Origin of the sequence: Agreia sp. Leaf210, from assembly GCF_001421485.1 — a bacterium.
Lineage (GTDB): Bacteria > Actinomycetota > Actinomycetes > Actinomycetales > Microbacteriaceae > Agreia.
The window spans coordinates 754,084-777,768 of sequence record NZ_LMKK01000002.1; the positions used below are offsets into that span (position 1 = coordinate 754,084).

Sequence of the window (23,685 nt, forward strand, 5' to 3'; positions counted from 1 at the left end):
GTGTTGCCTCTCTGGGTGGTGCTGAATCGAGCTTCGTGATTACTGAGGTCTAGGCGAACGGCTGCGCCGCGCGGAGGATCGATCGCGCCCGGCCGAGCATGGCCGCGTCGACCATCTCTCCGTTGCCGAGTGTGGTGACTCCTCCGGCCTCGCCGACCGAGAGCACCTCGCGTGCCCAGTCGAGCTCGGCATCGGTCGGAGCGAACGCCTCGTGGATCACGGGCAGCTGGCTCGGGTGGATGGCCGAGCGGCCGAACCAGCCCGACTCGCGGCCGCGCAGGGTGTCGGCACGCAGGGCATCCAGATTGCGGATGTCGGGGAACGCCGACATCATCGGCGCCTCGAGCCCCGCCGACCGTGCCGCGTACAGCAGGCGGATGCGGGCGTAGTCGAGCACGCCGACAGCTCGGGTGCCGAGCTCGCTCGCGAGGTCGGATTCGCCGAGCGCGAGCCGGGTGACCGACGGATGCGCGGCGATCGCATAGGAGTTCTCGACCCCGAGCGCGGACTCGACGAGCGCGGTCACCGGAATCCCTGGGGCGAGGTCCGCGAGCACGTCGAGCTGCCCCGCCGTCTCGACCTTGGGCACGCGCAGCTCGATCGGCGTGGAAGAGCCGGCCAGTGCACGCACGTCATCGAGCCCGTGTTCGCCGCTGTTGATGCGCACCTGCACGACGGTGAGCGCCGGATGCGTCTCGTCGCCTGGGGTGAACGCGGCGAGCCAGTCGAGAACGGCGTCGCGAGCGAACTCCTTGCGTTCCGGCCTGACCGCGTCTTCGAGATCGAGGATCACCATGTTCGCGCCACTGGCAGCGGCCGTGCCGAAGCGGTCGGGCCTGTCTCCCGGAACATACAGGGCCGCGACGATCGGCAGCGCGCCGGATGCGCCGGCGCTCACAGGATGCCCCGTTCGCGCAGCGCAGCCCTTTGCTCGGCCGTGATGCCGATCTCGTCGAGCACCTCCTCGGTGTCGTGGCCGTGGGGTCGTCCGGTGAATCGGATCGCTCCCGGCGTCTCGGACAGTCGGAACAGCACGTTCTGCATCTTGACCTGTCCCAGTTCGTCGTCGTCGACGGTCTGCACCGTGCCGAGCGCCGCATATTGAGGATCGGCGAGGATGCCGCGCACGTCGTAGACGGGGGCCACGGCGGCCTGCGCCCTTTCGAACTCCTCGAGCACCACGGCGGTGGGGCGCGCGGCGACCCAGGATGCGACGGCCTCGTCGAGTTCGTCGGCGTGCTGAGCCCTGCTGTGCCCACTCGAGAACCACGGCTCGTCGACGAGTTCGGGGCGGCCCACGAGGGTCATCACGCGCTCGGCGATCGACTGCGAGCTGGTCGACACGGCCACCCACTCGTCGTCGGCCGTTCTGTACACATTGCGCGGCGCGTTGTTCACGCTTCTGTTGCCCGTTCGGGGCTGCACGGTGCCGAGCTGATCGAACGCGGTGATCTGACCGCCGAGCAGCATCAGGATGGGCTCGATGATCGCCATGTCGACCACCTGGCCGCGGCCGGTCGCCTCGGCCGAGCGCAGCGCCACCATCACGGCGTAGCTCGTGGCGAGGGCGGCGATGCCGTCGGCCAGACCGAACGGGGGCAACGTCGGCGGGCCGTCGGGCTCACCCGTGAGCGCGGCGAATCCGCTCATCGCCTCGGCGAGACTGCCGAAGCCGGGCCGCGCGGAGTACGGGCCGAACTGGCCGAACGCGGTGACGCGAGCGATCACGAGGGCCGGGTTGGCGGCGAGCAGCTCATCCGGACCCAATCCCCACCGCTCGAGCGTGCCGGGCCTGAAGTTCTCGATCAGAACGTCGGCGGAGCGCACGAGCTCGAGGAGCACGGCGGCGCCGTCGGCCTGCCCGAGGTTCAGCGTGACCGTGCGCTTGTTGCGGCCGAGCGTCTTCCACCAGAGATTGACGCCGTCTTTGGCCGGACCGTGCCCGCGCGACGCGTCGGGCTTCGACGGATGCTCGACCTTGATCACGTCGGCCCCGAAGTCACCGAGGAAGGTGGCCGCCAGCGGCCCCGCGAAGAGCGTCGAGATGTCGAGGACGCGCACGCCGTACAGGGGTGCTCTGCCTGGCGCACTCACGAGCCGTCCTCCAGATCCCACGCCAGGCGGAAGCCGATGTTCGGCGACCTCGAGATCCCCAGCCCGCTGAGCAGGTACTTGAGACTGAATTCGGGGTCGCGACGGCCACCGTCGACGTACCAGTCGGAGCCCTGCGCCTCGTAGTCGGCGCCGCCCTTCAGCTGTACGAAGCGGGTGACGCCGTCGCTGTGCTCGCTCTCGGTCCAGTTCCAGACCCACGGCTCCGCCCGCTCGAAGGTCGCATCGGATGCCGCCAGCTGCCACTCGAATTCGGTGGGCAGGCGGGCCCCGGCCCAGCGGGCGTAGGCGCGCGCGTCGTCGAGATCGACGCAGGTCACGGCGTCGCCATCGGATTGAGGGGCGACGAGGAAGCGGTTGTCGCTCGCCGGCGTGTAGCCGGTGGCGGCGACGAAACGGTCGAACTCGGCGCGGGTGACCTCGCGCCCCGCGACGGCCACGCGGCCGGTCTCGACGGCGACCTCGACGCTGCGGTCGTCGTGCAGTCGGGGAGGAAGCGGCTTCCACTCCTCGACATAGGGCGCCTCTGCGTAGAGACCCGTCTCGCGGCGACGGAACCGCACGACGAGTTGGTGCGTCGTCGCATCGATCGCGATCGACCCCTCGGGGGCCGAAGCGGCGGGAGCGGGTGCCGGCACCCGGCGCACGGTCTCGCGTGCGGGGAACGTGGAGTCGGTGCTCTGGGCGTCGGGGCTCTGCGCGTCGGGGCTCTGGGCGTCTGCCGAGGCCTCGGCGAGGAGCGCGCGCAGACGATCGGAGCGCGGGGCAGCCGCATCCGGGGCAGCCGTCTGCGTCTTCTCGGCGACGATAGCGGTGATGCCGCGGGCCGGAACGACGACGCCCTCGGGGCCGATGCCGCGCCCGGCCGTCACATCCCACAGCGGTCGTGCGCTGTGCTCGGAGGCGAGTGCGGGCCCGGAGTAGTCGACCTGCGAGCGGTTGACGAGGGTGAACACGTCGACCTCGTCGGTCGACCACCGCGAGACGTAGACCCCGTGGTCGAGGGCGTGCTCGGATGCGCCGTCGAGCGGCGCCCACTCTGCGTCGATGAAGACATCGCCGAGCGCGCGCTGCACCCGCAGCATGCGCCGAAGCGTGGACTGATCGCGTGCGTTCCAGCCGACCCAGACCCCGAAGACGGTGTCCCAGACCAGCATGCCCGTGCCGTTCATGAAAGCGGACTGCAGCTCGGAGCTGTGGTCCCTGTTCCAGCGGCGGGTCGAGTGCATCATGTGTCGACGCTCGAACCAGTGGGCGCGCATCACGCCCGGAGCCTCACTGTCGTCGAACCACTGCGCCCAGCTCAGCTGGTGGTCTTCGATGCGCACGTTGGGAACGCGAGACTCGCCCTCGAGTGCGCGCGGCGGCGACGACTCGCGGAGCGCCGAGACGAGCGCGCTGTCGCCCTCCTTCATGGTGTCGAGGAAGACGCCGTCGACACCCAGCTCATCGACGATCAACGCGAGTTCTCGCGCGTCGTCGTGCTGGGCGCGGCGCGTTCCCGTGTCCCACGGGTTGTAGTCGATGAACACGCGGATGCCGCGCTGCTGGAACTCGGCGATCAGCTCGGCGATGCCCGGTACGTCGCGATAGAAATCGAACTGGTTACGGTCGTCGATGCCGATCACGGGGTAGGCGTGCCAGAGCACCACTCCGTCGAAACCTCCGAAGTCGGCCGTCGCATCGACGAGGCGCTGCACGTCGAAGCGCCCCGCCTCGACGTCGAAGAGCCGCTCGTCCCAGAGCCAGACCAGGGCGACGCTCGCACAGTGCTGGGTCCATCGAGACGACACGTCGCCGTAGGCTGCGCCCGAGTACCGGATGCGTTCGCGCGCGTCGTCGCGCCAGGCCGCGAGGGCCTCGCGCCAGGCAGGCCACTCCGAGCGATCGGCGGGAGCGGCGAAGATCTTGGCGATGTCGCCGACGGTGGGGTCGAGCCCGCCGGTCAGCGGCAGCTCCGTGGCGCGGTCGATCGGCCGGGGCACCAGCGGGTCGAACTCGTTGGTATTGGCTTCGTCGGGGTCGTGCACGGGAGTCTGATCGACCACGTGCACACCGTCGTCGACGACGTCAGAGCGATGAGACAAAAGAATCGATCTCCTTGCGGTGGGGTATGGAGGGCACGGCGCCTGCGCGCTGCACCGAGAGTGCGGATGCGGCCGTGGCAAAGCGCGCGGCCGAGGCCAGGTCGAGCCCCTCGTCGAGGGCGCTCGCGAGGGCTCCGCAGAACGTGTCGCCGGCGCCGGTGGTGTCGACCGCCTGGACCTCGTGGGCCTCGACCCGGGTGAGCTCGGCGTCGCCACGGTGCAGCAGGATCGATCCGGCGGAGCCGAGAGTGATGATGACGCTGGGAACGGAACGGGTGAGCGCCTGGGCGCGCGAGAACAGATCCGTCGCGTCGTCGCCGGCGAGCTGCGCCGCCTCGGTCTCGTTCACGATGAGCACGTCGACGAGCGCCAGCACCTCGGAGGGCAGCGGGCGCACGGGAGCCGCGTTGAGCAGCACCCGCGTTCCGGCTGCGCGGGCCACGGCAGCGGAGGCGCGCACCGTCTCGAGCGGAATCTCGAGCTGCAGCACCAGCAGCTCGGCGTCGCGGATGAGCTGCGCCTGGTCGTCGGTCAGCGAGGTGAAGAGCGCGTTCGCTCCCGAGTTCACCACGATGGTGTTCTCGGCACGAGCGTCGACGGTGATGAGCGCGGTGCCCGTCTCGCCCGCGGTGATGCGCGTCGCATCCACCACCCCGGCGCCCCGCAGACTGTCGCGCAGCAGTGCGCCGCCGTCGTCGTCGCCGAGCAGCGCGACGAAGGTCGTGGCCGCGCCGGCACGGGCCGCCGCGATGGCCTGATTGGCACCCTTGCCGCCCGGATGCCGGCTGCCGCCCGTGGCGATCACCGTCTCGCCGGGCGCCGGAATAGCCGCGACCGTGTAGACGAGGTCGACGTTGGCGCTTCCGACCACGACCACGCTCATCGCGTCACCCCCACGACACTCGGAACCAGCGCCGCGGTGCGGGCCGCGAGCTCGTCGAACCCGATGCCGTCGAAGCCCGGGATCGACGTGGCGAGACGGTTGTGCAGCGGGGCTATCCAGTTCGACGGCAGCGAAGCGGCCCCCGTGAGGGCTCCCGCGATCGCGCCGGCGGTCGCTCCGACGGAGTCGGTGTCCCAGCCACCCGCCACGGCGATCGAGATGGCGGTCGCGAAGTCTCCGTCGGAGCGCACGAGCGCGAACGCCAGCAGCGCGCTGTTGTTGAGCGCGTGCACCCAGTGCAGGTGCCCGAATTCGGCGGCCAGAGCGTCGAGCGCTTCGTCGACCGAGAGCTCGGATGCGCCCAGCTCGGCGCCGCGCAGGATGGCCGCGGCGAAACGGCTGCCCTCGGGCACCGCCGAGAGCCCGGCCGCGAGCACCTCGTGCACCGACGAGGCGACGAGCGCCGCGGAGCTGGCCGCGGCCACGAACAAGGCCCCGTACAGGCCGCTCCGGCGGTGGCTGAGCCATGCGTCTCGATAGGCCAGAGCGGCAGCGGCGTGCGGGTCGCCCGGCCGGGCCCAGCCGTAGACATCGGTACGGATCTGCGCGCCGATCCACTCCTGGAACGGGTTCTGGATGCCGGCTGCCTCGTCGGGCTCGTAGCCCTCCAGCAGATTGCGGTAGACGATCCGCTCCGCCGTGAACACGCGGCCTCCGGGCAGATTGGCGAGCCACGAGAGTGCCACGTCGTCGGTCGTGAAGTCGGCACCCGCGCGCTCGAGCAGGTCGAGGGCGATCAGCGGGAAGTTGAGGTCGTCGTCTTCGGGCATGCCGTCGATGTTCTCGACGAGGCTCGTCGGGCGGCTTCGCCTGTTCCACGGATACCGGGCGGCCACGGCGGGATCGAGTCCGCGCTCGGTGAAGTACGACGCGATCGGCCAGTTGCCGGTCGATTGCGCGATGGCGCGGATGCCCTCGCGCGAGATCTTCTCCACGGGCTTGCCGAGCAAGCAGCCGGCGGCCCTGCCCAGCCAGGCCCCCAGCATCCGGTCGCCGAGCGACGAGCCCGACTGATCGGAACCCGACACGGCGGGCAGCTCGGGCGGCTGCGGGGCGAGGTCGAGGATCGCCGCTAAGCCGTCGGGCTCGGCTGCGAGAAGCGGGTCGGGCAGCGGCAGCTCGTCGATGCGGGCGAGCAGCCTGCGGCCCAGGTCGCGGAGCTCCGGCGATGCGGCGACCGGCGACGCCCCGCTCACTGCAGCGATCGGCGAGCCGCCAGCGTTCGCCCACTCGTCGCGCAGAGCCGACACGTCGACCCCGTCGAGTTCGGCGGCGGCCAGAGCGTGCGGCACCAGGTCTTCGGGCTGGGTCCAGCTCAGTCGCAGCATCACAGCGCTCGCGTCAGCGCCGACATTCCGGCTGTGCGCTCCTCGGCACGCGCGCAGTCCTTCGCGAAAACCTCGCGCGCGACGGCCGCGATGCGCGGGCCGGTCGCCGTGATGTCGAGGCGGCTTCCCTGGGTGACGGCGTCGACCCACTCTGCGGGAACCGCCTCGAGGCCGTGCAGTGCACCCGCGATCGAGCCGGCCATCACGGCGATGGAGTCGGAGTCGCGGCCGTAGTTGATCGAGCCGAGGACGGCCTCGCTGTAGTCTCCGCCGCCGACCACGAGCATGCCCAGGGCGATCGGGAGCTCCTCGATCGACTTGGTGCGGCTCGGGATGCGGGCATCACGCGCGGGTGCCCGGTAGTTCGGGCCGACGGTGTCGAACGGCTCGACGGCCGCTCGCAGGTGGGCGAGCGAGTCGCGCCAGTCGCTGCGGCCGGATGCGGCGTCGACCACCGATTCGATCGCGTCGCGCGTGCCGTCTTTCGCGAGCCTGAGGGCCACGTCGAGCACGCTCGACACGGTGGCGCCGACGCGCATCGCCTCGGCGACGGCGGCGGCGTAGACACCGGCCGCCTCGCGTCCGTAGCTGGACTGGTGCGCCCCGGCGACGTCGATGGCCTCGGCGTAGGCCGTGTCGGGCGAGCCGGCGTTGATGATGCCGATGGGAGCTGCGTACATCGTGGCTCCGCAGTTCACGATGTTGCCGACGCCCGCCTCGCGGGGATCGATGTGGCCGTAGTGGATGCGCGCGACGAGCCACTTCTCGGCCAGGAAGATGCGCTGCAGCAGAATCGCGTCTGTCTCGAGCTCGGGAATCCACTGCCGCTCGCCGATCAGGCGGGGAACGAACTTCTCGGCGATCGCGTACGCGTCGAGGTGATCGCGCACCTCGTCGTAGACGTCGACGAGGGCGTTCGTCATGAGGGTGTCGTCTGTGATGTGCCCGTCGCCCTTGTGGTACGGCGCGATGGGTCGGGCGTTGCGCCAGTCCTCGAGGAAGGGTGGCACCACGCCGGTGATGAACCCGTCGTAGCGCTCCTGGATGGCCTCGGGGGTGTTGCCCTCCGCGGCCCCTCCCAGGGCATCGCCCACGGCGGCACCCGCGAGGGCGCCTGTCGCCTTGTCTTCGAGCAGATCCATCCTGAAGTCTCCTTGCGTTCCGGCGGTCGTCGCCGGGTGGGTGTGTGTGTCGTGTCGTGTGTAGTCGTTGAGCGCGATGAGCCGGAGCGCGGGGCGGGGGGACAGCCCCGCGCTCCGACGTGCGGTGGCGTCAGCCGATCGACGACCAGCCGTCGGTGAGCTTCTGCTTCAGCTCGTCGAGGGTGATCGAGTTGGCGAAGTACTGCTGAAGCAGCGGCGTCGCGTACTGGTCTTTCCACTGCGGGTAGTTCGCGGCCTTCTGGAACGGGGCTCCGGTGAGGTCTTCACCGGTGGCCAGCAGTTCCTGCCACCCGTTCTCGCCGTTCGTGTTGGTCTCTACGGCGGTGCGCGCGGCATCCGTCGACGGGATCAGCCAGTCGCCCTCGGCGACCGAGGCCAGGTTGTCGGCGCTCATGAAGTAGTCGATGAACTTCGCCGAAGCCTCCACATTCTTGCTCTCGGCGGCGACGGAGAGGGTCTGCGGGTTGGCGGCCTGCACCGGCCCGGCCGTTCCGGCGAGCGGAGGAAGCACCGTCCAGTTGAAGCCCTCCGGAGCGGACTCACTGATCTGCTGCGCCAGGAAGTTGCCGCCCACGTACATGGCGTAGGTTCCGCCGAGGAAGCCGGGGAGGACATCCGAACCGCTCTGGGTGAGCGTGATGGGGTCGAGCGACGCGTCTTCGTACGCCATATCGTGCACGTACTTCGGTACGGCGAGCTCGTCGTCACCGACATCGATCTTGGCGGTGCCGTCGTCTTCGACATCGAAGAAGGTGCCGTCGAATCCGAGGGCGGTGTTCATGACCGCTGCCGTGGGCTGCTTGAGGCCCCAGCCGACGCCGAACTTGCCGTCGACGGTCAGCTTCTTCGAGACATCCTGCAGCTGATCCCAGGTGAGCTCGTCGCCCGTGGGCACCTCGACGCCGGCTGCCGCGAACGCGTCGGTGTTGGCGTAGACGACATAGGTCTGCAGCAGCGTCGGCGCCGCGACGATCTTGCCATCGGCCGTCGAGACCGTCTTCCAGACGTCGTCGGAGACGCTGGACTTCACGTCGTCGCTGAGGTGGTCGCTCAGGTCGGCCAGGTAGCCCTGGTTCGCGAAGCCGAGGATGTCGCTCGACTCGTCCTGGATCACGTCGGGAGCGGTCCCTCCCTGGAACTGGGTGACGAGCTGGTCGTGCACGTTGTCCCAGCTGCCCTGGGTGAGTTTGACCTGGATATCGGGGTTGTCGGCGTTCCAGCTGTCGACGATCTTCTTCGTCGCGGCCACCGTGGAGTCCTGGTAGGCGAGACTCTGGAACGTGATCTCGACGGGGCCGTCGCTCGACGAGCTGTCGCTCGTTCCGCCGCCGCCGAAGGCGCATCCGGTCATCATGCCGACGATCGCGACGGCGCCGACGGCGACCGAAATCTTTCTTCTCATGGGTGAAACTCCTTTGTTTTCTGGTGAGGGCACTGCACTGTGTGGGGTCGGAGGAGGTGGGTGGGGTCGGATGAGGTGGGTGGGTCAGCCCTTGACGGCGCCGCTGAGCAGGCCCGAGGTGAGCCGCTTCTGGATGAGCGCGAAGAACACGAGGCTGGGGATCGTGGCGAGCAGGGAGGCCGCGGCCAGCTGGCCGAGTTGCACCTGCCCCTCCGCGCCGACGAAGCGGGCGAGGGTCAGTGGCAGAGTCTGCAGCGCCGGATCCTGGATGAGCACGAGGGCGAAGAAGAACTCGTTCCAGGCCGAGATGAAGGTGAAGAGGCTCGTCGCGACGAGGCCGGGGGCGAGCAGCGGAAGGATGATCTTGCGCAGCACGAGAAAGCGCGAGCCGCCGTCCATCGCCCCGGCCTCCTCGAGCTCGACGGGGATTCCGGCGACGTAGCCCTGCAGCATCCACAGCGCGAACGGCAGCGACCACACCGTGTAGACCAGGATCAGCCCGACGAGGCTGTTGATGAGCCCGATCTGCTTCAGCACCAGGAACAGCGGAATGATGATGAGGATGAACGGGAACACCTGGCTGAGCAGGATCCAACCGGTGGCCACCGTGCGCAGCTTCGTCTTGAACCGCGCCAGGGCGTAGGCGGCCGGCAACGAGATCACCGTCACGATCAGTGTGGTGGCGACCGACACGATGAGGCTGTTGAGTGCCGCGGGAATCAGGTTGGCCTTCTCGGTGGCCTGCGTGAAGTTGTCGAAGTTGAGCGTCTGCGGCAGAAACGACGGTGTCGCCGACTGCAGCTCCTGCGGCGTCTTGAACGCCGTGATGAGAAGGAACAGCAGGGGGAACCCGAGGAACACGATGTATCCGGCCAGCGCGAGGTACTGCAGCGGACGTGTGACTCGACGGGTGCGCGTGGCCGACGACAACCGGCGGGGCGCGGGGGCGGGGCGGTCTGTCTGAGGGCGGTCGATGGTGGCGGTCATGAGAGTCGGCTCCTCGCCTGGCTGCGCAGATAGAAGAACAGGAAGATGCCGATCACGATGACCATCACATTTCCCATGGCGGCGGCGTAGCCGAAGTTGCCGTAGCGGAACGCCTCGTTGTAGGCGAAGAGCATGGGCAGCATCGTCTGGCCTCCCGGACCACCCGCCGTGAGCACGTAGACGAGGGCGAAGCTGTTGAAGTTCCAGATCAGGTCGAGCGTGGTGATCGCCACGATGATGGGGCGCAGCGCCGGCAGCGTCACGTGCCAGAAGCGCTTCACCGCGCCGGCGCCGTCGATGGATGCGGCCTCGTGCAGCTCGGTCGGCACGTTCTGCAGCCCGGCCAGCAGGGTGATGGTCGTCTGCGGCATGCCCGCCCAGACGCCCACGACGATCACGGCGGGCAGCGCCGTCGAGAAGTCGCCGAGCCAGTTGATGTCGCCCGGCAGCCCGACCGCTCGCATGCCCTCGTTGATCGGGCCGTACGTGGGGTTCAGCATCAGTCGCCACATGATGGCGATGATCACCGGAGGCATGGCCCACGGCACCAGCGCGAGGGTGCGGGCGAGCCAGCGGATCTTGAGGTCGAGGTTCAGCAGCAGCGCGAGCCCGAGCGAGGCGAAGAACTGCAGGATGGTGACGCCGAAGGCCCAGATGAGCCCGATGCGGAACGAGTTCCAGAAGAGCTCGTTGCCCATCAGCTGCGTGTAGTTGTCGACACCGTTGAAGCTCACCGTGGCGTTCAGCCCGGCCTTCGAGTCGGTGAATCCCAGCAGCAGGCCCTGCGCGAGCGGGTAGACGCTGAACAGCAGAACGGGGATCAGAGCTGGCAGCACGAGGAGCCAAGCGTCGCGCCCTCCGCCTCCGCCGACGCGCGAACGTCGCCGCTTCTTCGGTGGGGCCGCGGGCGCGGGAGAGCCCGCTCTCGAGCGGCTATCGAGTGTGCTCGTCATCGTGCATCCTCTTCGATTGGGGGGAAGGTGGGTCTGGTCAGGGGTGGGGAGTCGGTGCGCTCGGTGTCGATTCGCGCACCGTCAACGATGGTTTGATCACGACCTGCTCGACCGGCGCATCCGGGTTCTCGAGACGCCGGATGAGCAGCTTCGCTGCGGCTCGCGCACGCTTGACGGAGCCGAGATCGACACTGGTGATCGAGGGGTTGGCGAGTTCGGCGATATCGGTGTCGTCCATGCCGACCACCGCCACCTCGTCGGGCACGCGGATGCCGCGCGAGCTGAGCTCCTTCATCGCCGCGACCGCGAGCAGGTCGTTCGCGCACACCACAGCGTCGGGGGTGGACTGCGCGAACAGTTCGCGGGCCGCGTCGAGGCCGGCACGATAGGTGAAGTCGTCTGCGCTCGCCTGCATGTCGGCGACCAGCGGAAGGTCGTGCTTGCCCATGGCGCGCACATAACCGGCGAGACGCGCGGCGCCGGGCACCGTGTCGACCGGTCCGTTGATGAACGCGATGCGCTCGCGCCCCGCCTTCACGAGGTGCTTCACGGCCAGTCCGATGCCCTTGGCCGAGTCGGCGCGCACGTTGTCGAACTCGACGCCGGCGGGCAGCGATCCGATGATCACGACGGGCACGCGCGTCTCTTGCAGCGCCGCGACGAGCTCGTCGGTCACCCGGAGGGGGCTCATGATGAGACCGTCGGCGAAGCCTCTGTTGAGGCCCGCGAGAAAGTCGATCTGGGCGGCGGGGTCGCTACCGGTCGACGAGAGAACCAGCCGGTAGCCGGCTTCTGTGACGACACGAGAGACCTCGTGCATCATCGCGACGTAGACGGGGTTTCCCACGTCGGCCACGGCGAGGGCGATCTGCATGGTCTTGCCGACCTTCAGAGAACGGGCGGTGGCCGACGGCACATAGCCGAGCGCGGAGGCCGCCTCACGCACCCGCTCGGTCACGCCATCCGATGCCGGCAGACCGTTGAGCACCCGCGAGACGGAGGCGATCGACACCCCGGCGCGCTCGGCGACGAGCACGAGTGTGGACTTCTTCGTCACGAGGTTCCTCTGCGTCGTCGGGAGATTCGGTTGCGCGTGTAATCGTTTACAAGAACGTTTACAGGAACAGTAGCCCGGCCCACGTCGAGACGCAACCCCAGGCGAACGGTTCGTGAACAGACACCGCTGTCCCCGCTGAGGTGAGCATCCCTCGTTACGCTCGGAGCCGCCAGAGCTCGTCACACATCGGAGAAACACATGCACCCCGCCCTCAAGAAGATCGCCGTCGCAGCCGTCGTCGCGACCGCATTCGGCGCCGTCGCGCCCGTCGTCGCCGGCTCGGCCAGCGCGGCCGACGCCACCGGAACCGTGACCGTGACCCAGTTCGACGACCGCTACCCGGACGGCCTCTTCGACACGACCCTCGTCGCCCCCGACGGCCGCACAGACGAGAAGCGCACCTCTTCGTACGTCTACCTGCACGACGTCAATGGAAAGTGGTGGGCCACCAACACGAACGCCAGCGGCGACTACGTCTTTCCGAACATTCCCGTCGGCGCTGCACAGGTGTACGTGGGCGGCCCGAACAGCGGCGTGAGCGCAGCGTTCTTCGACGCGACGGGCGCCACCGGGGTCGCCGACCTCGAGCGACTGCCCGACGAGAGCATCTCGTTCTCCAACGGCACATTCATCTTCCAAGACGGCACGACGATCGACACGCTCAGCGGCCCGAGCAGCGTGCAGGCCGAGGCATCTCTCACCGTGACCGCCGCCAGCCAGTCGAAGCTCATCGGCATGTCGGCCTTCAAGGCCGGGGTGCAGACCGTTCTGGCCGACGATCCCGAGACGCTCGTGACCGGCTACGGCGTGCCGACGGTCTATTCGAACTCCGACTCGTTCACGACGGTCGAGTGGCAGACCGGAAACTTCTATGTCGCCGGCACCGACGGCGAGGCGTACTTCTTCCCGTCGCGCTTCGGCATCAAGGTCGAGCCCGTCGAGGGCTACGTCGTGACGAACGTGGAGGCCCGCTCGTCGATCGACCAGACGCGCACCCTTCCCGTGACCGAGACCGATGGCTTCTACGGCGTCGACCTCGTCGGCGCGGCGAGCTATTTCGACCGTATCAACTTCGTCGTGACCCTCGACGTCGCTCCGCCCGCACCGGTCGATCCGCCCACCACCACGCCGGGCACCACAACGCCTCCCGTTGTCGGTGGCACCGACGTCACGCCTGGCGCCACTCCGGCGGCGGGCGGCAAGGCGCTCGCCGCGACGGGCGTGGATGTCACGGCATCCGTCGTCGCCGCCGGCGCCCTGCTCACGGTCGGCGGCTTCGCACTGCTCCGCCGCCGCCGCACCGCCTAGAGCTCAGGCACCTCGCGCACTGAGGTGCGGAAAATGGCCGCTTCCATGCAGATGGAGGCGGCCATTTTTCGCACCTCAGTGGCGCTACGCCGGCACCCCGGGGGCTACTGCTCGCCCGTTTTCAGGAATAACGTCGTAGGCGAGCGGTTGTCGTACACGCCACCTCGTTTCTTCCTGCGTTGTGGCGACGGCACCGTCGGTATCACGACAGAAAGAGGCACATCATGCGCGCGATCACCTACGACCGCACCGGAGATTCGAGCGTTCTCGCTCTCACCGAACGCGAGAAGGTCGAGCCGCAGAGCGGCGAGATCCGCGTGCGCGTCGTCGTCTCGGGCGTGAACCCGACCGACTGGAAGTCCCGCGCCGGCGCCGGTGCCGGCAGCGGCGACTTCGACGAGCCGAAGGTTCCGAACCAGGATGGCGCGGGCGTCGTCGATGCGGTCGGCGAGGGCGTGACGCAGTTCTCGGTCGGCGACCGGGTCTGGCTCTGGGACGTGGCCTTCGGCACGAACATCGGCACGGCCCAGGACTTCGTGACCCTGCCCGCCTCCCATGCCGTCGAACTGCCCGAGAACGCGACCTTCGACGACGGCGCGAGCCTCGGCATCCCGGCTCTGACCGCGGCTCTGGCGCTTGCTGCCAACGAGAACCTGCCGCGACGGTTGTCGCCGGGCTCGCTCGAGGGCCGCGTCATCCTCGTGTCGGGAGGAGCGGGCGCGGTGGGTCACGCTGCCATCCAGCTCGCAACCTGGGCCGGCGCGCTCGTCATCACCACGGTCTCCTCCGACGAGAAGGCCGAGCTCGCCCGCCGCGCCGGAGCCGAGCACATCATCGACTACACGACCGACGACGTGGCCGCGGCCGTCAAAAAGCTCGCGCCGAAGGGCGTCGACACGATCGTCGAGGTCAATCTGCAGGCCAATGCCGAGCTCGACGAGAAGATCATCTCGCGCGGCGGCACCATCGTGAGTTACGCCTCCGACGCAGACGATCGTGTGTCGCTGCCGATCGGACCGGCGATGGGTCGCAACGTACGGCTGCGTTTTCTGCTCACCTACACGGTGAGCGACGCCGAGAAACAGGATGCGCTGGGCTCGGTCTCCGAGGCGCTAGCCGCGGGCGTCTTGGGCGCCGGCGAGAAGGCCGGGCTGCCGATCACACGGTTCTCGCTCGAGGAGACCGCGGCGGCGCATGACGCGGTGGAGTCGGGCGTCGTCGGCAAGGTGCTCATCGACGTCGCGGAGTAGCCCTCCGCGCCCTGAGCCTGTCGATAGGGAGCACGGATCCCATACATTGATCTCATGCCGACCTTCTCGACGACCGTCTCCGAGTCAGACCTCTCACACCTGCGCCGCGCCATCTTCGTGTCGATCGAGGCGAAGCAGCATGGCAACCACCCCTTCGGCGCCGTGCTCACCGACGAGGCCGGCGCGCAGGTGCTCGAGGCCGAGAACACCGTGGTCACGCACTCCGACGTCACGGGCCACGCCGAGACCAACCTCGTGCGCCTCGCGACGAAGCGGTATTCGCTCGCCGAGTTGCGCGGCTTCACCCTCTACACGAGCTGCGAGCCCTGCGCCATGTGCTCCGGCGCGATCTACTGGGCGGGCATCGGGCGCATGGTCTACGCCCTTCCCGAGCAGGATCTCATCCCCCTCACCGGCGACGACCCACAGAACCCGACCCTCGATCTGCCGAGCAGAGAGGTACTGTCCCGCGGCCAGCGCACCGTCGTGGTCGCCGGGCCTGCACTCGAAGAGCAGGCCGCCGAGCCCCACCGCGGCTTCTGGAGCTGACCCGCGTCTACCGCGGCCGCTCCGTCAGACGATCGGCGCGTCCCGAACCGGCGCATCCTGCGCGGGTGCCGACGGCTTCGAGGGGTCGCACATCCGAATGGCCATCAGGATCAGACCGACGACAGGCAGAAGCAGCCAGAAGAGCTGGGCCCACGAGTTGCCGCCGTCGCGCAGTCGGCGCACCGCAACGGCCAGCACGGGAACGAGGGTTCCGAGCGCCCACAGCGCAGAGAAGGGCCCATCGGCGGCGCCGTAGGGAACCAACGGCACCGCGTCGAACACCGCGAGTGAGTGCGGAAGCATCGTGTCGAAGAACCGGGTCGCGGCATTCACGAGAACGACGAAGAGAATGAACCACCAGAACTCTGCGACCCCTGCACGACCGTTGAAGTCGGCGTACTTGCGAAAGCCGGTGCCGATAGCGGTTCCGAAAGACATGCGGGGCGATGTTGTCGTGAAGCTCATGTCTGGCACCCTACCGAACGCCTGTCGCGGCCGGCAGGTCGTCGGGCTCCGCCGATCCGCGAGGCAATCCGACGTAACCGACGATGGCCGAGCTGTCTGCACTGTCCCCCACGGGCGACACGACCTGAAACGACGGTCGGCCCGATCCCTGCGTCCAGTACCGCTGATCGACGAGTCCTGCGAGACGATCCGCGAGCTTCTCGGCGTCGGCGCTCGTCTCGACATCCACGGTCACCGACGACCGCTCCGCGGCGGCATGGCCCGTCGGCAGGAGAGCCTCTCCCGAGGAGAACGAGATCGAGCGCACCGTGCGCTCTGCGGCGAGCCGGGTGATTTCCTCGATCATCGAAGGCGAGGGCGTCCGGGCCCCGAGTTCGAGGTGCACCCCGTCTGAGCCATCGCCCGACCACGACTCACCCGAGTCGATCGGAGCGATGAGAGACGGGTTCTGCAACGCGCCGACGCCGAACCCGGGGACCGCGCGGATCGCCGTCGCCACCTCGGGCCACTCGTCGAGCCCGACCGCCTCCAACCTCGGAGGCTTGTCATCTCGCCCGACAGTCACCCGGCTCACACCGTCGACGGCCGACAACTCTCGCGCGGCCGTCACCCGTTCGGCCGCGACCCCGGCGTGCAGGTCCTCGTCGAAGAGGATCTCGGCATCCACGTCACCCGCCAGCTGCGGCGCGACGATCACCGCGGTGATGTGCGCATCCGTCCGAGCCTGCACGAGCGCGTCGACGACCTCGTCGGCCGCACGCTCGAGGTCGCGCCCACCCGTGGCGGCGTTGACCGTGAGGATCACCACCCAGGCGTCGGGTTCGGAGATCGACCCCTCGCCTCGGTAGTCGCGCAGAGTCACCTCGGTCGAGACCGATGCGACGCCGGGCACTCCCGAGAGCGACTCCTCGGCGGTGGCAGCTGCCGCCGACACGGACTCGGGTGCCTTGGGCAGCAGAACAGAGCATCCGGCGAGGCCCGACGCGAGCACCGTCGATCCGAGAAGAACAGCGGCGAACACTCTTGCCCTGCGTCGCCACGTCATGATTCGACCGTATCGAAGAACCGGCGGCACCTGCACCGTCACCACGAGTCGCGGTGCAGCTCCTGATCGACGACCGCCTCGCGATCGGCCAGCCGTCGCAGCCCGCTGAGCGGCTGCGCCATGCGGTGGTTGTGCCGGATGCGCGGCTCGACCCGGTCGAGAAACGCCCAGTACCCGGCGGTGAACGGACACGCGTTCTCGCCGAGGCGCACCTTGGGATTGAACTCGCACCCGCCGCAATAGTCCGACATGCGGTCGATGTACGCCCCACCCGAGACGTAGGGCTTCGTCGCCACGATGCCTCCGTCGGCGTGCTGCGACATGCCGATCACGTTCGCGGGCATCACCCACGGCGTGCCGTCGACGAACATGTCGACGAACCAGTCGTTCAGCTCTACCGGGTCGTAGCCGTGCTGCAACGCCCAGTTTCCGAGCACCATCAGGCGCTGGATGTGATGGGCCCAGCCGTGCCTGCGCATCCCGTCGATCGTCTCCCGCAGACAGTTCGACCGGATGGCCGCCGCGTCGAGAAGCCGGAATTGCTCGGGAAGCGGCCGGCGCGCATCCAGGGCGTTGTTGCCGGTGCGGTACCCCTCGCCGAGATACCAGTAGAGGTGCCAGACATAGTCGCGCCATCCCATGATCTGGCGCACGAAGCCCTCGACGCTCGAGAGCGGAGCGCGGCCGGCGGCGTGCTCGGCCTCGACGGTCTCGATGGCGTGCATCGGGTCGAGCAGGCCGAGGTTCATCGGGGCGCTGAGCAGGGAGTGCGACATCGTCCAATCGCCCGAGAGCATGGCGTCTTCGAAGGGGCCGAAGTCGTTCAGGCGCACCTCGACGAAGTCGGCGAGCGCCTGCTCCGCCTCGGCGGCGGTTGCGGCGAAGCGACGCGGGCCGTCGTCGCCGACGAGCTGCACGGCACCCTCGCTCTGCCAGCGGTCGAGGTCGGCACGCACCTCGTCGTCGATCTCGTCTTCGACGGGCCACCACGGATCGGGAAGCCCGAGACCGGCGGCGTTCTTCGGCGGCGGATTTCGGTTGTCGTGATCGAAGTTGAACTTGCCGCCCTCGGGCTGATCGCCGCGCATCAGCACGCCCGTTCGCTCGCGCACGCCGCGATAGAAGTCCTCGAGCAACAGGCGTTTGCCCTGACGCGAGTCGGCCCAGACGGCGAAGTCGGCCTCGCTCGTGACGAAGCCGCGGCTCGGCAGAACATGGATGCCTCGCTCGCGCACGAAGCGTCGCGCGGCCCACGAGGTGGGATCGATCACCTCGAGGTCGTCGCCGCTGCTTCTACTGTCGAGCACGTCGGAGTAGCGCTCGACCCGGTGGTACTCGACGCGATCGCCGAGGTCGGCGGCACGGTGCCGCATGGCTGAGAGCAACAGATGCGCCTTCGCCCGGTGCATGGGTCGCCGCCCGAACACGGAGCGGGCCTCGATGATCATCATCGGGCCGCCATCGTCGAAGAGGGGGCCGAGCTGTCCGGCGAAGATCCAGCGGGTGCGGGCAGAGGAGGTCACCGGCTCAGACTAGGCCGAGCGCACCGCGCGGCCGCCGCCGTTGACAAGGTGGCGCCGGCGCTTCACAGCCGGTAGGCACGCGTCGCCGTCGCCACGAACAGCTCGTGTCTCTCTTCGTCGGACAGGTCCGTCGTGAGCTCGTCGAAAGCATCGAACAGTTCGCCGAAGCTCGAGTAGAGGCTGTCGACAGGAAAGTTGCTGCCGAACATCGTGCGCGACGGCCCGAAGATCTCTATGGTCTCGAGCACGAAGGGCGTGATCGACTCCCTGGTCCAGTCGTGATCGTTCGTTCCCAGCGCCGACACCTTGGTCACCACGTTCTCGCGGGCCGCAAGCGATCTCATTCCCGTCGCCCACTCCGCGCGCGACGACCGATCGCGCCCGATGGGCATGCCCGCGTGGTCGAGCACGATGCTCACCTCGGGGTGCTCGGCGGCCAGCTCGGCGGCCTCCAGCAGCTGCGACGGAAACACCTGCAGATCGAACGACAGCCCGAGGCCGGACAGCGAGGCGAAGTTCGTTCGCCACACGGGGTCGGTCATGATGTCGGCGCGATCGCGGTGCGTGTAGACCGGGTCGGGGTGCCAGTTGAGGATGTCGCGGATGCCGCGCACGATGCCGACCTCTGCGTGCGCGCGCAACTGCGCCGCGGCATCCGGGTCGAGCAGCGAGACCTTCGCGACGTGAGCGCTCGGCAGGCCCCGCTCGGCGGCCACGGCGGCGATCCAGCGGGTCTCGTCTTCAGGCGAGAGGGCGCCGTTCTCGATGTGCACCGAGCCGATGAGCTCGAAGCCGCGCGTGTCGGCGAGGTAGTCGTCGAGCGAGTACGAGCGGCGCAGCGGGCGGTCGTCGCCGTGATAGCGAAAAGGTTCTGCTGGCCCCTCGAGCCAGGGATACGACCGACTCAGGTCGGTGAGGTGGTGGTGCGCGTCGACGATCTGCAGCTCAGCCATTCTTCACTCCGTGCTCCTCGATAGTCAGGTAGACCCCCGTGTGGTCGAGCTCGCCGCGACCCGAGTCGATCATCTCCTCGAACAGCCCGGTCACGGCCGAGGTGACCGGCAGTTCGAGCCCCCGCGCCCGCGCGGCCTCATCGATGAAGCGCAGATCCTTCAGCTGATTCGTGGCGCTGCCCCCGGCCGCGAAGTCCTCGTCGATGAAGTTCTGCCCCTTCTGCTGCACCACCGCCGTGGCGGCCAGCCCCCCTTGCAGAAGCTCACGCAGCACGGCGAGGTCGAGCCCCGCCGAGCGCGCCAGCAGCATCGCCTCCGACACCGCGGTCACTACCCCCGCGACGACGATCTGGTTGCACGCCTTCGCCAGGGCGCCGGCTCCGCTCGGGCCCAGAAAGCGCACGGTCGTGCCCATGTGGCCGAAGAGAGGAAGCACCCGGGGCAGCACCGCCTCGTCTGCCCCGACCATGATGCTGAGCGTGCCGTCGCGCGCGCCGATCGTGCCACCGCTCAGCGGCGCATCCACGACAGAGACGCCGTGCAGCCGCATCATCTCGGCGGCGAAGTCGGCGACAGCCACGGCCGAGACCGTTCCGTGCACCACGAGTACCGGATGCTCGATGCCGCGTTCCGCCCATCCGGCCAGCAGGCCGTCGGCGCCGTCCAACAGCCCGCGAACCTGCGCGAGATCGGGCAACACGGTCAGCGTCACCTCGGCAGCGGCCTCGCGGGGTGTTCCCGCGACGACCGCGCCGAGAGCAGCCAGTCCGTCGGCCTTGGATGCCGTGCGGTTCCACACGGTCAGCTTTCCGAGGGCGGCCAGCAGGCTGCGCGCCATCGGCTCGCCCATCGGGCCGAGCCCGAGCAGCGAGACCGGTGCCGACGAGCGGCCGGATGCCTCGGCGACGGTCACGCGCGCACCTCGCCCTCGGCGCCCGGATCGACGGCGGTCAGGTCGACGAGCTGATCGGACGCCACCTCGTCGAGCAGAACAGACGCCTCGAAGCCCAGCAACTCACGCGAACGACCGAGATCGAGTCCGACTCCGCGCCCCGCGATGGGTCGACGCGGCACAGACCGAGCGAACAGATCGAGCGCCTCCTCGGTGGGAGTCGTCAGATAGGTGAGGGGCGCGGCCACCAGGATCCCCGGCGCGGGCGGTGTGTCACCGAGGAGCGCGGCGACGATCGAGCGCCCCGCATCCGAGACATCGAGGTAGCTCCAGCCCTCGGCCGCCTGCCGCCGAGGGTCGCCCGCAAGAGCGGCCCTCAGGTGCGCGCCGAAGACGCGCCCGCCGTCGGCGGTGATGTCGCGCACCAGCGGAAAGCGCAGCCCCGTGACGGAGACGCCCCAGCGGGCCGCGACCATGCGGGCGGCGTCTTCACCGGCCAGCTTCGAGAGGGAGTACTCGTCGGAGATGTGCGGGGCCGCGTCTTCGTCGTAGGGGAAGACGGGAGGCAGCACCTCGTCGCTTCCGAGCGGGTACCCGTTCGCGTTGATGCTCGACGCGTAGACGATCTTGCGCACTCCCGCAGCGGCGGCCTCGGCCAGCACCGTGAACGTTCCGATCGTGTTGACCCGGTAGGTCTCGACGGCGTCGGCCATGCCCAGGCCTGCGTACCCGCCCAGATGCACCACGGCATCCATGTCTGCGACCGCGGAACGCACGGCGGCCTGCTCGGTGACGTCGCCCGCGATGAACGTGACCGACTCACGCTCGGAACCCGGGGCATCCGCACGATCGAAGACCGTGACCCGAGCGGCCTCGGCGAGCAGCGCCGACACGGCCGCCCGGCCGATGAGCCCGGAGCCGCCGGTCACGAGGACGGCGGCGCCGTTGAGCGACGCGAGCGGCCCGGCCGCGCCCGTCACGAACGCACGGCCGAGGTCGACGCGGTCGGCGGAGCCGCGGTGAGATCTTTCTTGTTGCTGCGCTTCAGCATGGGCCAGCCCTTGCTGCCCTGATCGAGCGACACGGCGATGAGCACCACGAGTCCGGTGACGATCTGCTCGTAGAAGCTCGGAACGTTCAGCAGAACGAGGCCGTTGGTGAGCGCGCCGAGGATGACGGCGCCGACGAGGGTTCCCGCGATGCGGCCCTCACCGCCCATCAGGTTCGCGCCGCCGATCACGGCCGCGGCGATGGCGGTCAGCTGATACGGCGACCCTGCGTCGGGTTGCGCCGCGTTGATGCGGGCCACGATCACGAGTCCGCCCAGCGCCGAGAGGCCGCCGGCCAGGCAGTACACGGCGATCTTGACGCGGTGCACGCGCACCCCCGAGAGCCAGGCCGTCTCTTCGCTGCCACCCACGGCGATCACGTTCTGGCCGAAAACGGTCTTGCGCAGCAGCAACCCCGCGCCGACGGCGACGACCGCGACCACGATGACCACGACGGGGATTCCGAGAACGTAGCTGTTCAGCAGCAGAACGAACTCCTTCGGCACGTCGTAGACCGGCTTTCCGTTCGTCGCGACGTAGGCGCAGCCCTGAAAGACGCTCATCGTTCCGAGGGTGGCGATGAACGGAGGAAGCCGGAGCTTGGTGATCAGCAGCCCGTTCACGGCGCCGCACACGATGCCGAGGATGATGCCCGCGATCAGGCCCATGGCCGGAGGGATCCCGCCGTTCACCATGAGCGTCGCGCTGACGATGCCGACGAAGCTGGCGATGGCGCCGACCGACAGGTCGATGCCGCCTGTGATGATCACGAAGGTGAGACCGATGCCGATGATGGCGTTGACGCTGGCCGAGACCGCGACATCGCGCAGGTTGCCCGCGGTCAGGAAGTTGGGATTGAGAAGCCCCAGCACGATGAAGAGAACGATCGCCGCGATGTAGATGCCGAACGCCTGGAAGTTGATCTGCCTGCGGGGTCGCAGGGCGATCCCGTCTGGGGTTGCGCTGCTCATGATGTTCCTTTCGCTGCGCCGAAAGCGTCGGCGCCGGTGTCTGCGGGGTCAGTACGTTCTGGGGAGGGGACGGAAGCTGCGAGTGCCGCCTCGTTCTGCGGCGACACCGACGAGACGCCCATGGCATTGGCCACGATGCTGTGCTCGTTGATGTCGGCGCCGGTGTGCTCGGAGACGAACTCTCCGGCCCGCATCACGAGCACGCGGTCGCTGATCGAGATGATCTCGGGAAGGTCGCTCGAAACTACGATCACGGCGTTGCCCTCTGAGGCGAGCTGGTCGATGAGCTCGTAGATCTCGACCTTGCCTCCCACGTCGACGCCCTTGGTGGGCTCGTCGAAGAGGTAGACGGTGGCGCCCAGCCAGATCCACTTGGCGATCACCAGCTTCTGCTGGTTTCCGCCCGAGAACTGCCGGGCGTTGAGCGTGACGTTCGCCGGCCGCAGCGACATACGCTTGCCCATCGCCTCGGCCATCGCGATCTGCTTCTTCTTGCTGATGAAGGGGCCGAAGCCGTTGAGCTGACCGTCGGCGGTGAGGGCGACGTTGGCGTAGGCCGGAGTCTGCAGCACGAGGCCCTGCGCCTTGCGATCCTCGGGGATGAAGGCGATGCCGGCCGTGCGGCTGTCGCGCGGTGAGCGGATCTTCACCGACTTGCCCGCGATGGTCACGTTGCTGCGCGACCCCTCGTCGGCACGGATGATCGACCGCAGGAACTCGGTGCGACCCGAGCCGACGAGCCCGGCGATGCCCACGACCTCGCCCTTTCTGACCGAGATCGACAGCGGTGCGCTGGAGGTGGGGTGGCTCACCTCACTCGCCTCGAAGTGCACGGGCGCCGCGGGATCGACCGGATGCTGCCGCTCGAACGAGAGCAGTTCGCGGCCGACCATGCGCCGGACGATGTCGTCAGACGAGGTCTCGGTGATCGGCCTGTCGAAGGCGGGTTTGCCGTCGCGCAGCACGACGACGGTGTCGGAGACGCTCATGACCTCGGGCATCTTGTGCGACACATAGATCACGCCGACACCGCGACCGTGGGCGATCTCGCGAACCCGCGAGAGCACCTCGGCCACGTTGTGCTCGAGCATGCTCGTGGTCGGCTCGTCGAGCGCGACGATCTTCGCGCCGAAGGCGAAGGCCCGGGCGATCGTGAGCGCATGCCGCTGTGCGGGGCTCAGCCGCGAGACGGGCGTGCGCGCATCCATCGGGAAGCCCATCTGCGCCACGTCTTTCAGCGCCCGGTCGATGTCGTCGGCCGACGCCTTGCGCTGCTGGCGGGTGAGACCGAGCAGCAGATTCTGTTCGACGCTCAGCTGCGGCACGATGGCCGGCTCCTGCTGGGCGATGCGCACACCCTCGGCGAGGGCGCGGCGCGAGGTGTACTCCATGCGGCGCACACCGTCGATGGTGATCGAGCCGCGGTCGGGCCGCAACGCGCCGCCGAGGATTCCCAGGAGGGTGCTCTTGCCTGCGCCGTTCTCTCCGGCCAGGGTGCGGATCTCCCCTCGTTCGAGCGTGAAGCTCACGCCGTCGAGTGCGCGCACTCCCGGAAATGATTTGGCGATGTCGCGAACCACGAGCAAGTGCTCGGCCATGGTTCACCTTTCTATGCGTCGGTCTGGTGCGTCGGGTGCGGTCAGCCCGC

At 68.7% G+C, this 23,685-nt stretch carries 21 protein-coding genes; 3 read left to right on the forward strand and 18 right to left on the reverse strand.

The features are described 5' to 3' along the window. Window positions 1–49: 49 nt before the first annotated feature. From ASE64_RS09565 to ASE64_RS09610, 10 genes are all read right to left on the reverse strand, one after another. Window positions 50–898, reverse strand: a complete 849-nt coding sequence (locus ASE64_RS09565; protein WP_055779258.1) for an HpcH/HpaI aldolase/citrate lyase family protein — start codon at window positions 896–898, stop codon at window positions 50–52. Continuing rightward, complete coding sequence (locus ASE64_RS09570) at window positions 895–2,094, reverse strand: CaiB/BaiF CoA transferase family protein (RefSeq protein WP_055779261.1); 1,200 nt, start codon at window positions 2,092–2,094, stop codon at window positions 895–897. The genes ASE64_RS09565 and ASE64_RS09570 overlap by 4 nt, the downstream gene beginning before the upstream one ends. Then, window positions 2,091–4,199: an SUMF1/EgtB/PvdO family nonheme iron enzyme gene (locus tag ASE64_RS09575; protein ID WP_235480557.1), complete on the reverse strand. Its 2,109-nt coding sequence runs from the start codon at window positions 4,197–4,199 to the stop codon at window positions 2,091–2,093. The genes ASE64_RS09570 and ASE64_RS09575 overlap by 4 nt, the downstream gene beginning before the upstream one ends. Further along, a complete protein-coding gene (locus ASE64_RS09580; RefSeq protein ID WP_055779264.1) occupies window positions 4,183–5,082 on the reverse strand; it encodes a ribokinase in 900 nt (299 codons plus the stop codon). Before ASE64_RS09580 ends, ASE64_RS09575 begins: the two co-directional genes overlap by 17 nt. Continuing rightward, entirely contained in the window at window positions 5,079–6,470 is a 1,392-nt protein-coding gene (locus ASE64_RS09585; protein WP_055779267.1) for an ADP-ribosylglycohydrolase family protein, read from the reverse strand. Before ASE64_RS09585 ends, ASE64_RS09580 begins: the two co-directional genes overlap by 4 nt. Then, the gene (locus ASE64_RS09590) at window positions 6,470–7,612 is read right to left on the reverse strand and encodes an ADP-ribosylglycohydrolase family protein (RefSeq protein ID WP_055779270.1); all 1,143 of its coding nucleotides are present in this window, start codon (window positions 7,610–7,612) and stop codon (window positions 6,470–6,472) included. Before ASE64_RS09590 ends, ASE64_RS09585 begins: the two co-directional genes overlap by 1 nt. Before the next feature lie 130 nt (window positions 7,613–7,742). After that, entirely contained in the window at window positions 7,743–9,035 is a 1,293-nt protein-coding gene (locus ASE64_RS09595; protein ID WP_055779273.1) for an ABC transporter substrate-binding protein, read from the reverse strand. 84 nt (window positions 9,036–9,119) lie between these two features. Beyond that, the gene (locus ASE64_RS09600; protein WP_082466057.1) at window positions 9,120–10,022 is read right to left on the reverse strand and encodes a carbohydrate ABC transporter permease; all 903 of its coding nucleotides are present in this window, start codon (window positions 10,020–10,022) and stop codon (window positions 9,120–9,122) included. Beyond that, on the reverse strand, window positions 10,019–10,975 hold the full coding sequence (locus ASE64_RS09605; protein WP_055779276.1) for a carbohydrate ABC transporter permease: 957 nt from the start codon (window positions 10,973–10,975) through the stop codon (window positions 10,019–10,021). The genes ASE64_RS09600 and ASE64_RS09605 overlap by 4 nt, the downstream gene beginning before the upstream one ends. Before the next feature lie 37 nt (window positions 10,976–11,012). Beyond that, window positions 11,013–12,032, reverse strand: coding sequence for a LacI family DNA-binding transcriptional regulator (locus tag ASE64_RS09610; RefSeq protein ID WP_055779279.1), 1,020 nt, complete (start codon window positions 12,030–12,032; stop codon window positions 11,013–11,015). 198 nt (window positions 12,033–12,230) lie between these two features. Between ASE64_RS09610 and ASE64_RS09615 the strand changes: the two genes are divergently transcribed. From ASE64_RS09615 to ASE64_RS09625, 3 genes are all read left to right on the forward strand, one after another. Continuing rightward, on the forward strand, window positions 12,231–13,340 hold the full coding sequence (locus tag ASE64_RS09615) for an LPXTG cell wall anchor domain-containing protein (RefSeq protein ID WP_055779282.1): 1,110 nt from the start codon (window positions 12,231–12,233) through the stop codon (window positions 13,338–13,340). A gap of 224 nt (window positions 13,341–13,564) precedes the next feature. After that, the gene (locus ASE64_RS09620) at window positions 13,565–14,590 is read left to right on the forward strand and encodes an NADPH:quinone reductase (protein WP_055779285.1); all 1,026 of its coding nucleotides are present in this window, start codon (window positions 13,565–13,567) and stop codon (window positions 14,588–14,590) included. Window positions 14,591–14,644: 54 nt separating this feature from the next. Further along, entirely contained in the window at window positions 14,645–15,139 is a 495-nt protein-coding gene (locus ASE64_RS09625) for a nucleoside deaminase (RefSeq protein ID WP_055779288.1), read from the forward strand. Window positions 15,140–15,163: 24 nt separating this feature from the next. On the opposite strand, the gene ASE64_RS09630 is transcribed toward ASE64_RS09625, so the two are convergent. The 8 genes from ASE64_RS09630 to ASE64_RS09665 all read right to left on the reverse strand — a co-directional run bounded on the left by ASE64_RS09630 (window position 15,164) and on the right by ASE64_RS09665 (window position 23,635). Next, window positions 15,164–15,604, reverse strand: a complete 441-nt coding sequence (locus tag ASE64_RS09630; protein ID WP_200920174.1) for a DUF805 domain-containing protein — start codon at window positions 15,602–15,604, stop codon at window positions 15,164–15,166. Window positions 15,605–15,614: 10 nt separating this feature from the next. Beyond that, window positions 15,615–16,649, reverse strand: a complete 1,035-nt coding sequence (locus ASE64_RS09635; protein ID WP_156351752.1) for a hypothetical protein — start codon at window positions 16,647–16,649, stop codon at window positions 15,615–15,617. Window positions 16,650–16,687: 38 nt separating this feature from the next. Beyond that, on the reverse strand, window positions 16,688–18,172 hold the full coding sequence (locus tag ASE64_RS09640; RefSeq protein ID WP_055779298.1) for a cryptochrome/photolyase family protein: 1,485 nt from the start codon (window positions 18,170–18,172) through the stop codon (window positions 16,688–16,690). Window positions 18,173–18,234: 62 nt separating this feature from the next. Beyond that, window positions 18,235–19,125 carry an amidohydrolase family protein gene (locus tag ASE64_RS09645; protein WP_055779301.1) on the reverse strand — a complete coding sequence of 297 codons (891 nt, stop codon included), beginning with the start codon at window positions 19,123–19,125 and terminating at the stop codon, window positions 18,235–18,237. After that, entirely contained in the window at window positions 19,118–20,038 is a 921-nt protein-coding gene (locus tag ASE64_RS09650; protein WP_055779304.1) for an NAD(P)-dependent oxidoreductase, read from the reverse strand. Before ASE64_RS09650 ends, ASE64_RS09645 begins: the two co-directional genes overlap by 8 nt. Continuing rightward, window positions 20,035–20,997: an NAD-dependent epimerase/dehydratase family protein gene (locus tag ASE64_RS09655; protein WP_055779307.1), complete on the reverse strand. Its 963-nt coding sequence runs from the start codon at window positions 20,995–20,997 to the stop codon at window positions 20,035–20,037. The genes ASE64_RS09650 and ASE64_RS09655 overlap by 4 nt, the downstream gene beginning before the upstream one ends. Next, on the reverse strand, window positions 20,994–22,037 hold the full coding sequence (locus ASE64_RS09660; RefSeq protein WP_055779310.1) for an ABC transporter permease: 1,044 nt from the start codon (window positions 22,035–22,037) through the stop codon (window positions 20,994–20,996). Before ASE64_RS09660 ends, ASE64_RS09655 begins: the two co-directional genes overlap by 4 nt. Further along, window positions 22,034–23,635 (reverse strand): sugar ABC transporter ATP-binding protein, encoded by a 1,602-nt coding sequence (locus ASE64_RS09665; RefSeq protein WP_055779313.1) that lies wholly within the window; start codon window positions 23,633–23,635, stop codon window positions 22,034–22,036. Before ASE64_RS09665 ends, ASE64_RS09660 begins: the two co-directional genes overlap by 4 nt. Window positions 23,636–23,685: the final 50 nt, after the last annotated feature.